Source organism: Bacillus infantis, from assembly GCF_050107595.1.
GTDB lineage: Bacteria > Bacillota > Bacilli > Bacillales > Cytobacillaceae > Bacillus_AB > Bacillus_AB infantis_C.
In genome coordinates this window covers 290,233-304,309 of the sequence record NZ_JBNILH010000005.1, presented here as the reverse complement: position 1 = coordinate 304,309, position 14,077 = coordinate 290,233, and the positions used below count along the sequence as shown (strand labels likewise).

Annotated in this window: 13 protein-coding genes; all 13 read left to right on the top strand. The window is 48.4% G+C overall.

Annotation, left to right across the window (positions count from 1 at the left end; genetic code table 11):
• The first annotated feature begins 197 nt into the window (after positions 1-197).
• The 13 genes from ACQCVH_RS13110 (at position 198) to ACQCVH_RS13050 (ending at position 14,021) form a co-directional block, all read left to right on the top strand.
• Positions 198-428, top strand: a complete 231-nt coding sequence (locus tag ACQCVH_RS13110) for a hypothetical protein (protein WP_426836107.1) — start codon at positions 198-200, stop codon at positions 426-428.
• Between the two features lie 60 nt (positions 429-488).
• Positions 489-1,412 carry a glycosyltransferase family protein gene (locus ACQCVH_RS13105; RefSeq protein ID WP_426836106.1) on the top strand — a complete coding sequence of 308 codons (924 nt, stop codon included), beginning with the start codon at positions 489-491 and terminating at the stop codon, positions 1,410-1,412.
• Positions 1,413-1,580: 168 nt separating this feature from the next.
• On the top strand, positions 1,581-2,666 hold the full coding sequence (wecB, locus tag ACQCVH_RS13100; protein ID WP_426836105.1) for a non-hydrolyzing UDP-N-acetylglucosamine 2-epimerase: 1,086 nt from the start codon (positions 1,581-1,583) through the stop codon (positions 2,664-2,666).
• Positions 2,659-3,645, top strand: a complete 987-nt coding sequence (locus tag ACQCVH_RS13095) for a polysaccharide biosynthesis protein (RefSeq protein WP_426836104.1) — start codon at positions 2,659-2,661, stop codon at positions 3,643-3,645. Before wecB ends, ACQCVH_RS13095 begins: the two co-directional genes overlap by 8 nt.
• The gene (locus tag ACQCVH_RS13090; RefSeq protein WP_426836103.1) at positions 3,642-4,472 is read left to right on the top strand and encodes a dTDP-4-dehydrorhamnose reductase family protein; all 831 of its coding nucleotides are present in this window, start codon (positions 3,642-3,644) and stop codon (positions 4,470-4,472) included. The genes ACQCVH_RS13095 and ACQCVH_RS13090 overlap by 4 nt, the downstream gene beginning before the upstream one ends.
• A complete protein-coding gene (locus ACQCVH_RS13085; protein ID WP_426836102.1) occupies positions 4,465-5,421 on the top strand; it encodes an NAD-dependent epimerase/dehydratase family protein in 957 nt (318 codons plus the stop codon). Before ACQCVH_RS13090 ends, ACQCVH_RS13085 begins: the two co-directional genes overlap by 8 nt.
• The gene (locus tag ACQCVH_RS13080) at positions 5,384-6,121 is read left to right on the top strand and encodes a glycosyltransferase (RefSeq protein ID WP_426836101.1); all 738 of its coding nucleotides are present in this window, start codon (positions 5,384-5,386) and stop codon (positions 6,119-6,121) included. The genes ACQCVH_RS13085 and ACQCVH_RS13080 overlap by 38 nt, the downstream gene beginning before the upstream one ends.
• A 16-nt stretch (positions 6,122-6,137) precedes the next feature.
• Entirely contained in the window at positions 6,138-7,286 is a 1,149-nt protein-coding gene (gene sat, locus ACQCVH_RS13075) for a sulfate adenylyltransferase (protein ID WP_426836100.1), read from the top strand.
• On the top strand, positions 7,286-9,058 hold the full coding sequence (locus tag ACQCVH_RS13070) for a sodium:proton antiporter (RefSeq protein ID WP_426836099.1): 1,773 nt from the start codon (positions 7,286-7,288) through the stop codon (positions 9,056-9,058). Before sat ends, ACQCVH_RS13070 begins: the two co-directional genes overlap by 1 nt.
• Positions 9,059-9,070: 12 nt before the next feature.
• Entirely contained in the window at positions 9,071-9,667 is a 597-nt protein-coding gene (cysC, locus tag ACQCVH_RS13065) for an adenylyl-sulfate kinase (RefSeq protein WP_426836098.1), read from the top strand.
• A 164-nt stretch (positions 9,668-9,831) separates the two neighbouring features.
• Positions 9,832-10,590: an N-acetylmuramoyl-L-alanine amidase gene (locus tag ACQCVH_RS13060; RefSeq protein ID WP_426836097.1), complete on the top strand. Its 759-nt coding sequence runs from the start codon at positions 9,832-9,834 to the stop codon at positions 10,588-10,590.
• Between the two features lie 169 nt (positions 10,591-10,759).
• Positions 10,760-12,916: a collagen-like protein gene (locus tag ACQCVH_RS13055; RefSeq protein ID WP_426836096.1), complete on the top strand. Its 2,157-nt coding sequence runs from the start codon at positions 10,760-10,762 to the stop codon at positions 12,914-12,916.
• Between the two features lie 22 nt (positions 12,917-12,938).
• A complete protein-coding gene (locus ACQCVH_RS13050; RefSeq protein ID WP_426836095.1) occupies positions 12,939-14,021 on the top strand; it encodes a tetratricopeptide repeat-containing glycosyltransferase family 2 protein in 1,083 nt (360 codons plus the stop codon).
• Positions 14,022-14,077 lie beyond the last annotated feature (56 nt).

Genomic DNA, 14,077 nt, shown 5'->3' with positions numbered 1-14,077 from the left:
TATATACTTTATGGAAAAGTGGAAAGACCGTGATGGACAAAATGCCAATAAGTATGAAATAGATACTTTAATCAGAGGCATTTTCTCTATCTTTTAAAGGGATTTTGTAAATTATACCATTAGTCCAGACAAGCATTAAATTTGAACATATAAAATAAAGACTTACAAATTTGGAAACAAAGAAAGGAGATATCCAGATGGCTCGTGAAAGAACTACCTTTGAATTGTTAAGAGATCTGAGGGACAGCAACATAATCATTGATATAGTCCATATCAGGGAAACGAATAGTCCAGAAGATGCACCAATCCTTGAAGGTGTCAGGATCCTTGAGGTCGGCATCGATTTTGTCTCTTTCGGCCAAGTGGCCTCCCCTGGTGCAGGCGTAACGGTTGTACTCAGGGAAAATATCGTCAGCTTCGAATATTAATCTAGAAGAAAGGGCTTATCATTCTTAGGCCCTTTCTTTTCTTTGCGGGGGGTGATTGATTTGACATTTAGGCTGCTTTATTTGACAAGGGACTTTACAAACCGAATGGAAAAAAGCTCTTTCTATTTATTAGAGGAACTAAAAAAACATACAGAAGTAATGGTATGGGATCAGGATGGCAGTATTTCTGAAATTATTACACATATAGGAGCGAAACCGGATTTTATTCTCCTGAATGACATGAAACCGGATTACTGCCCAAGGGTATATGGTTTGGGATCCTGCGATATTCCTTACGGTGCCATTCTGCATGACCTCCATTATAAAAAGCCGGCTAGAAAGAGATATATTGAACGGGAAAACATCCGCCATATCTTTTCCATCTATCGGGATGCAAGCGATACTTACTTTCCGGAATACAAGGACAGAATCCACTGGTTTCCCCACCATGTCCCCCTTGATGTCTTCAGAGATTACCAGCTTGAAAAATCCATTAATTGGCTGATGGCCGGAGCCAGGTTCAAGCACCTATATCCAGTGAGAGCCGCTATGCATGAAATTATGAAGGATGAACCAGGTTTTGTATCCTATCCTCATCCAGGCTACGGTGAGCTGGATAGGCAAAATTACCTTGTCGGGGAAAAATACGCTATGGAAATCAACCGGGCAAAGATGTTTATCACCTGTGATTCAAATGATCATTTTCCGCTTATGAAATATTATGAGGTGCTGGCCTGCAATACGCTTCTGCTGGCAACTCCCTCTAAAGAGCTGGAAGATCTGGGATTCATAGATGGTGAAACCTTTGTGGCGGTCAATCAGGAAAACATAAAGGAAAAAGCCTATCATTATCTCTATCACGAGAAGGAGCGGCTGGCTATTTCCCAGAGAGGCTATGAAATGGTCAGAAGCCGTCATTCTACAGCGGCAAGGGCGAAGGAACTGCTTGAAAAGATAGAGAGAATCATAGGGAAAGCAATTTGAAAAACCCGCCAGCTGGCGGGTTTTCATCTTGCTTAGCGCCAACCCTCGGAATGAGCAGCTGCCGCATGACAAATTGCTTATTTTTATGGGATGAGGGCACCCTGTCCAATCTCTTTCAATCTATCGACATATCGTGTAAAGACTATCGGTGCCGGGAGGAGGAGAATCATGAAAGTATTGACGGTCTTGGGAACAAGGCCAGAAATTATACGGCTCAGTATCATCATCAGGAAACTGGATCAATTTGCCGACAAGCATATCCTTGTCCATACTGGCCAGAACTTTACGGCTTCACTGAGCGACGTCTTTTTCAAGGAAATGGGTGTGCGAAAGCCTGATTACCATTTGAAGCCTGCCGCTCCATCACTGGGCAATCAGCTCGCATCCATGTATAAGGGGCTGGAGGATATCATTCGGTCGGAAGCTCCTGATAAAGTGCTGTTGCTCGGGGACACCAACAGCGCGCTCAGCAGCGTTTTGATCGAGCGGATGGGCATTCCAGTCTACCATATGGAAGCAGGGAACCGCTGTTTTGACCTGCGGGTTCCCGAGGAGAAAAATCGGCGGGTGATTGATGCGGTTTCGAGCTTCAACCTGCCTTATACAGAAAAAAGCCGTGAAAATCTGCTAAGGGAGGGTTTCCCTGCCAATCGGATTTTCCTGTCAGGAAACCCCATTTTTGAAGTGCTGCAGCATTATCAGGCAAATATAGACAAGAGTTCCATCCTATCAAAATTGAATCTGGATAAAGAGGATTACTTCCTCGTCACCTTCCATCGGGCAGAAAATGTCGACTTTGAGGATGCCCTGGCCGAAATCACTTCGGGATTAAATAAGGTGGCCCTCACTTATGGAAAAAGGATCATATGCAGCTTACACCCGAGAACTGCTTCAAAAATGAAAGATAAAAGCCATTTGAATGAGCTTGTCGAATTTTATGAGCCTTTTGGGCTGTTTGATTTCATACACCTGCAAAAGCATGCATTCTGCGTGCTGACTGACAGCGGAACGGTCCAGGAAGAAAGCTGCATCCTCCGCATTCCTGCCGTAACGATCCGCAATTGTACAGAACGGCCGGAAACGCTGGAATGCGGCAGTAATATTGTTTCAGGAGTTAAAGCGGAAAATATCCTGAATGCAGTCAACATCATGGTTCAGCGTCCTGCAGAGTGGGAGCTGCCGGAGGGCTATGAAGAGCCTAATGTATCTGAGAAGGTTGTCAAATATCTATTGGGAGGCTATGGGATTGTTTAAGAATCAGACGATATTGGTGACAGGAGCAACTGGATCATGGGGGCATGAGCTCGTAAAACAGCTGCTGGATAAAAATCCGAAGGAAATCCGGATTTTTTCAAGGAACGAATCAAGCCAGGTCAGCATGCAAAGATTATTTATGGATAAAAGGCTCAAATTCATCATTGGTGATATAAAAGAAAAGGACAGCCTCGTTAAGGCTTGTGAGGGGACAGACTACATTTTTCACCTTGCTGCCCTCAAGCATGTACCGGTTTGTGAGGACCAGCCGCTCGAAGCATTGAAAACGAATGTCCATGGCACACAGAATGTCATTGATGCGGCCATTGATAATCGCGTGAAGAAGGTCATTTATATCTCAACCGATAAAGCCGCAAACCCTTCGAACTTCTACGGCTTGACGAAGGCAATGGGGGAAAGGCTGATCATCCATGCCAATACACTAGAGACAAAAACGAAATTTGTCTGTGTGAGGGCTGGCAATGTACTGGGCACAAATGGAAGCGTCATCCATGTGTTCAAGCATCAAATCAGGACAAAAAATCAGATCGGGATCACCCATAAAGATATGACAAGGTTCTTCCTTACCATTGAGGATGCCATCAAATTGCTCTTCAAGGCAAGCTATGAAAGCGTGGGCGGCGAAATATTCGTCATGAAGATGCCGACCTGCAAGATCCTTGACCTGGCTATGGTCCTTATTGAGGATTCTGGCAAGACTAATGTTGGAATTACAGAGCTTGGAATCCGTCCGGGCGAAAAACTGCATGAGATCCTGCTGTCAGAATTTGAAAGCCAGAAGACCTTATGCTATGACGACAACTATTATGTCATTTTACCAGCCATAGAAGTAGATGGGCTCGCTGAGCATTATGCCGGCCTGGCGCCTGTCAACCTCACAAACTATAATTCTAATGAAGATTTGATGAACAAAGAGGAAATCAAGGAGCTGCTGAGAAACGGAGGTTTTCTAAATTGAAGCTTCTCATCATCGGCGGCAATGGAATGGCTGGCAGTGTGATGGTGGATTACTTCCGGCAGCAGCCGGGATACGAAGTCATTTTTACAACAAGAGATAAAGATTTCCCAGGGAGTATTTTTCTTGATGCCACTGATTTCACAGCAGTTGAATCATTGGTGAATGAGGAAAAGCCACAGGTGATCATCAACTGTACGGGACTGCTCAATCAGAAGGCCGAAGAGCAGTATCAGGATGCCATCAAAGTGAACGGGGTCCTGCCGCATTTACTGGCGAAGCTTGCTGATTATTCCGGGGCAAAGCTCATCCATATCAGCACGGATTGTGTATTTTCCGGGGATAAAGGCAGCTATACCGAAGACGACCATACAGATGGCCAGTCTGTTTATGCACTAACCAAAGCCCTTGGGGAAGTAAGGGATTCAAGACATCTGACAATCCGGACTTCGATCATTGGGCCTGAGAAGCGATCTGAGGGGATAGGTCTTTTTAAATGGTTCATGGAACAAACCGGGGTGGTGAAGGGCTTTCGAAATGTGTTATGGAATGGGGTCACAACTCTTGAGCTTGCAAAATTCACCCAGGCCTGCATCGAGGAAGGAGTGACGGGTCTTTATCATCTAACATCCTCAGAGACTGTCTCCAAATTTGAGCTGCTTAAGATGATCCAGGCAGAATTCAATAAAGAGGATATCTCGATTGTGCCGGATAGTGAAAATAAGCTTGACAGGACCTTAAGAAATACAAGGACGGATTTTCGGTATGATTTCCCAGGCTACTCAAAGATGCTTTCTGAGATGCATGCTTGGATGAATAAGAATGGATAGCAGAAAAAAAGTCCTTGTTACAGGTGCTGCCGGCTTTACCGGTTGGCATGCCTGCCATCATCTGCTGGAATCAGGGTATGAAGTGGCAGGCACAGTACGGAAAAAGACTGCCGCTTCTGCAGGATGGGAACTGGTCGAGTGCGACTTGACCGATGTTGAACAAACCGACCAGATGATCAGCCTTGTGAAGCCCGATCTTGTCCTGCATTTGGCAGGCAGAAATTCCGTACCAGACTCCTGGAAGGATCCTGCAGGCTATCTGAAAGCTAATGTCATAGGAACAGCCAATTTATTGGCAAGCGTCCAGCGGACCAATCCAGCCTGCCGGACCCTTATCACAGGTTCTTCATTGGAAACGGCCGCATCCGGCGGAGGTCCTGCCCATCCTTACGGTCTATCCAAAGCGTTGCAGACAATGACCGCCAAAGCATGGCAAAGCCTTTTTGAACAGAACACCATGTTGGTACAGCCTGCAAATCTGATCGGCCCTGGCCCTTCCCGCGGTGTTCTCTCGGTATTAGCCTCGAAGGTTGCGAGGATTGAAGCCGGGATGGCAGAAGGAGGTCTTCAAATCAGCAATAGCCAAGAATCCAGGGATTTCCTGGATGTGAGGGATGCTGTAAAAGCCTATAGACTGATTCTGGAGCAGGGCATGCCGGGGGCAGCATATGAATTGGGGTCGGGTGTACCCCACACACTGCTTGAAGTCTGTAAGGAGCTCAGGAAACACTCACATACTGCTTTTGAAATCGAGGATCTTGGTCAACAACCCTCTGCAGACAGCAGGAGGGGAAAAACCGGGCTGCCCGATTGGCAGCAAGAACTTGGATGGGAGCCTTCCTTTGCGTTTTCCCAATCTGTCAGCGATATACTGCAATATCATCGTGAATTACTTGTAAAGGAGAAGGAACATGGAACCGGAAGTTTCCATAATCATTCCATTCTATAATTGCTCCTATGTAGATAAAGCCATCACTAGTGTTTTGGAACAGACTCATAAGGACTTTGAAATCATTGTCGTCAATGATGGGTCAAGTCTTTATGCCGATAAGCTGAATCCGTTTTTAGACAGGATCCGGTTAATCGAGAAAGAAAATGGCGGAACAGCTTCTGCCTTGAACGCCGGGATAAAGGCAGCGAAAGGGAAGTACTTTTGCTGGCTGAGCTCGGATGATTATTTTACCCCGGAAAAACTTGCCAATCAGCTGCAGTTCATGAGAGAGAAAGAATCATTGGCTTCTTTCTCGTCTTTTTATATGGTGGATGCCAACGAACAGATACTGGATGGGCCTATCATTCTCGATATCCCTGACCGGCTGGCTCTGTATAAAAGGCTGAGGGGTAATTGCCCTGTCAATGGCTGCACCGTCATGCTCCATATGGAGATTTTCAAAAAAATCGGCTATTTTGATGAAAGTCTTCTTTATACACAGGATTATGATTTCTGGCTCCGGCTGGTAAAACATTATGATTTTCACTATTATACGAGGCCCCTGCTGTATTATCGGATGCACGATGAAATGGGCACCAGGAAACATGCAGGGGACATACGAAGGGAATTCAGGACCGTCCGGCAAAAACATCGCGACAGTATGAATCAGCTGATTAAAACAGAGCTTTTGAGATTAGAAGCATTGAGTGACTCTTGATGGAAGGAGCGGACAAATGAAAAGCATACCCCATGGGGGAAAGCTGGTTGACCGCCTTCAGCCGCATTGCGGCTGGCAGGCAGGCCGAAATATTGAAATCGATGAGATGGCACTGACAGATCTTGAATGCATCGCAACAGGGGCTTTCAGTCCATTAACTGGTTTTATGGATTCAAGGGAATATCATTCGGTTTTAGAAAGGATGAGGCTGAAAAACGGGCTGGTCTGGAGCATCCCCATAACGCTGCCAGTTGATGAAGGAACAGCGGAAGGCTTGAAGCCAGGAGACAAAATTAATCTGGTCCGCCAGCATGCCAAATACGGAATGATGCATATAACTGAAATTTACAGGCCAGATAAAGCTAAGGAAGCGTGGAGCGTATTTGGCACCGACGATCGGGAGCATCCGGGCGTTAAAAAATTATTCAGCCGGGGAACTGTGTATCTGGCCGGTCCAATCTATATGACAAGGCTTCCGGAAAAGAACGATTATGAGCAATATCAGAAATCGCCCCATGAAACAAGGGAGATTTTTAAAAAAAGGGGCTGGAAAACGGCTGTTGGCTTCCAAACGAGGAATCCGATCCACCGCGCCCATGAATATATCCAGAAGTCGGCTCTTGAAATTGTTGATGGCTTATTCCTGCACCCGCTGATCGGAGAAACGAAGGCCGATGACATTTCAGCAAAGATCAGGCTGGAGAGCTATGAAGTTCTGCTTGATCACTATTACCGGAGGGAAAGAGTCGTGTTGAGCGCCTTCCCGGCGTCCATGCGGTATGCCGGGCCCAGGGAAGCCCTGTTCCATGCCATAGTCAGGAAAAACTATGGATGCACTCATTTCATTGTCGGACGGGATCATGCAGGAGTCGGTGACTATTATGGCACTTATGATGCACAGCTCTTATTTGATCAATTTGAATTAGATGAGCTTGGCATCATCCCGCTGAAATTTGAGCACAGTTTTTATTGCCGGAGGTGCGAGGGGATGGCTACCGGCAAAACCTGCCCTCACAAGAAAGAGGACAGGACCCATCTTTCAGGGACAAGGGTACGCGAAATGCTGAGAAATGGTGAAAGGCCGCCAAAGGAATTCAGCCGGCCTGAGGTTATTGAGGTGCTTATTAAAGGGATGAGTGGCATTGATCCGGATGAGGGCATGTGATGTTCCTGGTCTTATCCCTTTTCATAATGGGTATCATGTTTGCAGCCCTGGTATTCGAGTGGCAGGAGCCGGCTGTTATTATTTTTACCGCAATGCTCGTATTCCTGATATTTGGCATCATTTCACCGGCTGAAGCGCTGGCCGGCTTTTCCAACGAAGGACTGATTACGATAGCGGCTTTATTCGCTGCCGTTTCTGCTATACAGAAAAACAGCCTGGCAGCCTTGCTGGAGCAGTTTCTTTCGCGCAGGCAGCTCACGTACCGGAAAACCATTTGGAAAATCATGCTCCCGATCGGCCTCCTGTCCTCTTTTGTCAACAATACACCTCTCGTCCTCCTTTTTACCCCAATCATTAAACAATGGGCCGTCAAAGCAGGAAAAGCGCCTTCCAAATATCTGATTCCTCTCTCATATGCAGCCATTTTAGGAGGGTTTTGTACACTTGTTGGTACCTCCACCAATCTTATCGTAAACGGTTATCTCATCCAAAAAGGACAGCCAGGCTTTTCCTTGTTCGAATTTTCACTGGTAGGTCTTCCATGTCTGTTCATAGGACTGGGCTACCTGGCGATATGGGGGGATAAGCTTCTCCCGGCCAGAATTGAGAATATAGAAGACTATCTTCATCCTGATAAAAAAATGATGGTCTCATTTAAAATTTCTCCCGCCGCAAAAATCATCAATGCCACTGTGAGCGAAGCGAAGCTGAGGAATCTGACGGGCATGTATCTGATAGCCATTATCCGCAATGGCGAAAAGATTTTTCCTGTGTCAGGAGGAGAAACTCTAAAAGCAGATGATTTGTTGATATTCACAGGTAAAGAGCCTGGACCCGCTGAAATCTTGGCATTAGCCGATAAAGGTGCTGCAGAGCATGAACGGGTAAAGCTTGGAGAACTGAAAAACGGCCGGCTGGAAGTAGTGGAGGCAGTCATCGCAAGGAATTCTTCATTTTCCGGGAAGACGCTTAAAAAGGAGAATTTCCGGGGCAGATATGTGGCTGTGGTGATTGGTGTTTACCGCAGCGGCATGATGCTGGATGAGAAAATTGGTGAAATCAAATTAAAGCCTGGAGATATCCTGATGGTTTTGGCTGGAAGCCACTTTAGAAGGATCGGGGAAGGTTCAGCGGACTTCTTTCTCCTTCCTTCATCAGACGAACGGCTGGGCAGGATCAGGCCATGGGTTCCTCCTGCCGTATTAACCACAATGTTCCTGCTTGTACTGTGCAATATAACTACGATGCTGACAGCCTCGCTGGCCGCTGTTGTTTTGTTGCTGCTTCTGCGATGCATGACAATTGAAAAGGCTATACAAGCGATTGATTGGAAGCTGATCATTATGATCGGTGCTGCATTTGGCATCGCAGAGGGGATCGAGAATTCGGGCCTTCCGGGGCTCATGGCTGGATTCATTGCTCAATTTAGTCATCTGGGCCCTTTTGTCATACTGATCGGCATTTATATGCTGACCAATATAGTCACGGAAATGATAACCAACAGTGCGGCTGCCATCACTGTTCTCCCAATCGTGTTTTCGATTGCTGATAGCATGTCCCTGAATCCGGAGCCATATGCTATGGCTGTTGCCATTGCCGCCTCGGCAGCTTTCGCTACACCTGTCGGCTATCAGACCCATCTCATTGTATACAGCTCAGGCGGATACACCTTTAAGGATTTTCTGAGGGCCGGGATTCCGCTCAATCTGATTATTATGTTTGCAGCCGTGCTTCTGATTCCGTTGTTTTGGGATCTCACAATGAAACCTTGATAGAAGGGAGGTGTGCAGGTGAAAGAAATATACTGGCATGATTTCCAGGTGACGAAGAAAGACCGCCAGGCCCTCCATGGGCATAAAAGTATGATCCTCTGGTTTACGGGCTTATCGGGATCAGGAAAGTCAACCATTGCCAATGCCCTTGAAGCCAGGCTTCATAAAGAAGGGTATTCTACTTTTCTATTGGACGGAGATAATACCAGATTTGGACTTAACAAGGACCTGGGATTCTCAGAAAAGGACCGGAAGGAGAACATCCGCAGGATCGGGGAGGTTTGCCGCCTTATGGCTCATGCAGGCCTGATTGTTCTGGCAAGCTTCATCTCCCCGTACAAAGCGGACCGCAGTCTTGTCAGAAGCCTGGCAGAAGAAGGTGAATTCATCGAAGTGTATGTCGATTGTCCGCTGGAAGTGTGTGAAGCAAGAGACCCCAAAGGATTGTACCAGAAAGCAAAAAAAGGCGCCATCCACTCCTTTACCGGGATAACGGCGCCCTATGAACCGCCGGATGCACCAGAAATCATTATTCGCTCCGACTTGGAGGGGATTAATGAATCTGTTCAAAAGATACTGTGCTATCTGAAGGAGAAGAGCAACTTATAGGAAATTTTGTGAAGCCGTTTTAAACGTCAGTTTAAAGCGGCTTTCATTAAAGAGAGTAACCTGTAAAGAGTGGGCGCTTCACCTCAATAAAGAGGCGTTTCTCCCTTGTCAAATGTACAAGCTTTGGGTTAAAAAAAACATAAATTATATAGAGGTGATGAAAGGTGACAAAAATCTTTATAGACCCTGGTCATGGAGGAACAGACGCAGGTGCGTCCGGAAATGGCCTTCAAGAAAAAAAACTGACTCTTCAAATTGCAGCACGCATAAGGAGTATCCTATTAGATGAATATACCGGAGCAGAAATCAGGATGAGCAGGGCTTCCGATCAGACGGTTTCTTTGAAGCAAAGAACAGACTCCGCCAATGCCTGGGGAGCTGACTTTTATTTATCAGTGCATATTAATGCAGGCGGCGGTACGGGCTTTGAAACCTATATCTATCCAGGAGCAGGACAGGCTACTGTAAACTATCAGAATATCATTCATGATCAGGTGATCAAGCAGGGCATTTTCAGCAGCCGCGGCAAAAAACAGGCGGATTTTCATGTACTGAGAGAATCTGCTATGCCTGCCTTATTGACGGAAAACGGCTTTATCGATCATGCGGGCGATGCAGCTAAATTAAAGCAGGCGGCCTCGATTGAAAAGATAGCCCGGGGCCATGCAGAAGGCCTGGCTTCTGCTTTCGGTTTTAAAAGGAAAAGCACTGGACCTCCTCCACCAGATACCTTTCTGATAAAGGTGAAGGCTGCAGAACTCTGGTATTATGACAGGCCTGATTGGAATGCCAGGGCAGGGATTGTAAAGGCCGGTGAGGTGTTTACTGTAGTTGAAACCATCCTGGTCAATGGTTCAAGGATGTACAAATTAAAAAGCGGGAACTATATAACGGCAAATCCCCAGTATGTTCAAAAGCTTTAAAAGTATCCTTCTTCAGAAAAAACAGTGGAATAGTTTTCCCTGTTCTTTTCCCTTCCAAGGCTCCTGTCATCTATAAAACTTTTTCTCGAACGAATCCACTTTATCAACGACACTAAGAAACAAACCGAAGGATTGCCTTTACTTTCATAACGAAAAGGGAGTGTGATAAATGGATCGTTTTTTCAGCTTTAGTATTCCGACTAATTTCAGCGAGTCACTGAACAGACCAGTACCTAATTCGCCTTCACGCATCAGGCTCGCTGGTTTTGGACAGTATGTACCATCCCCCCTTCCTGTCCAGTTGATTGCTACAGTCGGCTTTCAAATTACAGCAGGCAATCCTGATATGTTGTTTTCGATTTTCAGGGACACAGCCTTAATCTACACCACGAAAGTAGAATTTGATATTTCGGCAGGAACCTACCAGACTATCAGCTTTCAATCAGTTGATCCAAATGTTCCAACAGGCTATTACGGCTATACCATGAATGTGGAAATTGTCCCGGGCACTGCTCCGGGCGGCGCTGCAAGAGTCATCGGCCCGGTCAGTTTTACTGGTAAAGTACTGGCAGGAGACCAAGGTATCCCTGGTCCAAGGGGGCCGGCAGGGGCAACAGGTGCGACAGGGCCTCAAGGCCCTCCGGGGACAGGGTCCACTGGTCCTGCTGGTCCGCAGGGCCCCCAGGGAATCCAGGGGATTCAAGGGCCGGCGGGACCTCCAGGTCCGCAAGGAAATCCAGGGTTACAGGGTGTCCAGGGAGAAATTGGACCTGCTGGTCCTCCTGGACCTCAAGGGGGAGCAGGGCCACAAGGCATTCAAGGACCTGCCGGCCCTCAGGGATTACAGGGACCGACAGGCAATACAGGGCCACAGGGGACCCAGGGTTTGCAAGGACCGCAGGGGGCGACAGGCGCAACAGGCCTCCAGGGAATCCAGGGGCCTCAAGGTTCTCAGGGTCCGGCAGGTGCCACCGGGCCTCAGGGCGTCCAGGGTGTTCCGGGTCCCCAGGGACCAGCCGGGCCAACCGGGCCCCAGGGCCTCCAGGGGATCCAGGGTCCGGCAGGGCCCCTGGGACCTACCGGCAACCTGGGCCCCCAGGGCATCCAAGGACCCCAAGGGATTCAAGGCCCTACCGGGTCTACAGGAGCCCAAGGTCAACAAGGTCCCCAAGGAGTTCAGGGCCCCCAGGGAATCCGGGGGGATATAGGTCCGACCGGCCCGCAAGGAGAGGAAGGACCTCAAGGGCCACAAGGGCTCCAGGGGCCGACCGGGCCACAAGGGCTCCAGGGGCCGACCGGGCCACAAGGAACTCAAGGGCTCCAGGGACCTCAAGGGCCACAGGGGGCAACAGGACCGACTGGCCTGCAAGGAATAACCGGCCCGCAAGGCCCTGCTGGGGCAACCGGGGCGGCCGGACCGCAGGGTGAACAAGGACCTCAGGGAGTGCAGGGTCCGACAGGACCGACAGGCGCTGGCGGTCCGACGGGCCCGCAAGGCCTTCAGGGGCCACAAGGGATCCAGGGTCCGACCGGCGGTACAGGTCCGCAGGGAATCCAGGGGCCTCAAGGTCTGCAAGGAGTGACAGGCCCTACTGGTCCAGGAGGTCCGACAGGCCCGACCGGCTCCCAGGGAATCCAAGGTCCTGCTGGTGTGCAAGGACCGCAAGGGATAGCGGGACCAACAGGCCCGACAGGCCCACAGGGAATACAGGGCCAGCAAGGCAGCGTTGGCCCGACCGGCGCGACCGGCCCGCAGGGAATCCAAGGGCCGCAGGGATTGCAGGGGCCTCAGGGAAGTACTGGGCCAGCCGGTCAAACCGGTCCAACCGGGGCAACAGGCCCGCAAGGAATTCAAGGGCCGCAGGGGTTACAGGGCCCGGCTGGTCCAACAGGACCGGCCGGACCTGCAGGGCCAGGTACGGCATTGGCAGTGAACCTGCTTCAAACAACGCTGGCCATTCCTTTGGAAACGGAAACGACAGTGAACACGCTAACCCTCTCTGCAGCTGCTGCACAGACCATCCAGCTTGAGGCTTTCACCAACTTAAGCATTCTTACTTCCCCGGGAAGCGCTCAATACGCCTATGAGGCAGTGCAGAGACTCCGCCGGAACGGGACCTTGTTAAATGAACTAAGATTGGCGGGTGGAGCATCTAAACCGGGCGCCACCATAATCACTGCGGGATTGAATCCTGTGACGATCTGGGCAGATGCTCCGGGGGCAGGCACTTATACCTACACAGTTACCATCCAAATAACCTCAATAAGCAGCATTGCCTCAGCTTCTGCTTCATCAAGGGCCTTGCATGCAAGGCTGCCTGTGTAAGGTCATAATGGGAGGTGACTTCTTGGTTTCAATAAGCTTATGCTTGATTGTCAAAGATGAAGAAAAAGTTTTGGAGCGCTGCCTGGATTCGGTCAGCGGGATAGCGGATGAAATCGTTATTGTCGATACAGGGTCCAAAGACAAAACAAAGCAAATCGCCGGCCAATATACTGACAAAATCTTTGATTACCCTTGGGAGGACCATTTTGCCAGAGCACGCAACTATTCTTTCAGCAAAGCCGCAAAAGAGTATATACTCTGGCTGGATGCTGATGATGTAATAAAAGAAGATGACAGGAAAAAGTTCCTGCTTTTGAAGGAAAGCCTTAGCAAAGCTGTGGATGCTGTATCCATGAATTATCTTTTAGCAGAGGATGCTGACGGAAATCCCGCCTATACCCTTACTAGACACCGGTTAGTGAAAAGGGAGAGGGGTTTCAAGTGGCATGGGGCGGTCCATGAGTATCTGGAGGTATCCGGCCATATATTACACAGTGAAATATCAGTTACCCATAAATCTGCCAAACAAGAGAAATCCTATCGCAATCTCGACATCTATGAAAAAATGATCAAAGAGGATAAACACCTCTCTCCAAGGGATCAGTTTTATTATGCAAATGAATGCTTTGACCACGGCATGTACGAAAAGGCCATCCTGAACTATGAAGCTTTCCTGGCAGGAGGGGAGGGCTGGATCGAGGATCATATTGCTGCCTGCAGCAAGCTGGCAGACTGTTATCACTATTTGAATGATCTGGAGAAAATGAGGAAATGGATATTCAAATCATTTGAGTATGGCATTCCAAGAGAGGAGTTCTGCTGCAGGCTCGGTTATGATTTTCTGCAGCAGGGCAGACTCGAAGCGGCTGTTTACTGGTACTCAGAAGCCCTTAAGGCTGCTGGAAGGCCGGAGCCGCCAGGGATCGTCAACCATGCCTGCAGGACATGGCTTCCGCATCTTCAGCTGTGTGTGTGCTTTGCCATGCAAGGAAACTTTCAGAAGGCACAGCAGCACATTGAACAAGCATCCGCCTATATACCGGAGAATCCGCTCGTCCTGCATAATAAGAGTTATTTAAAATCTGTCTTCAAAGAAACGCAGTAAAATGCATGCATTGAGATTAAGCCAGCCGGTAGAAATCGGCTGGCTTTTGTACTGAT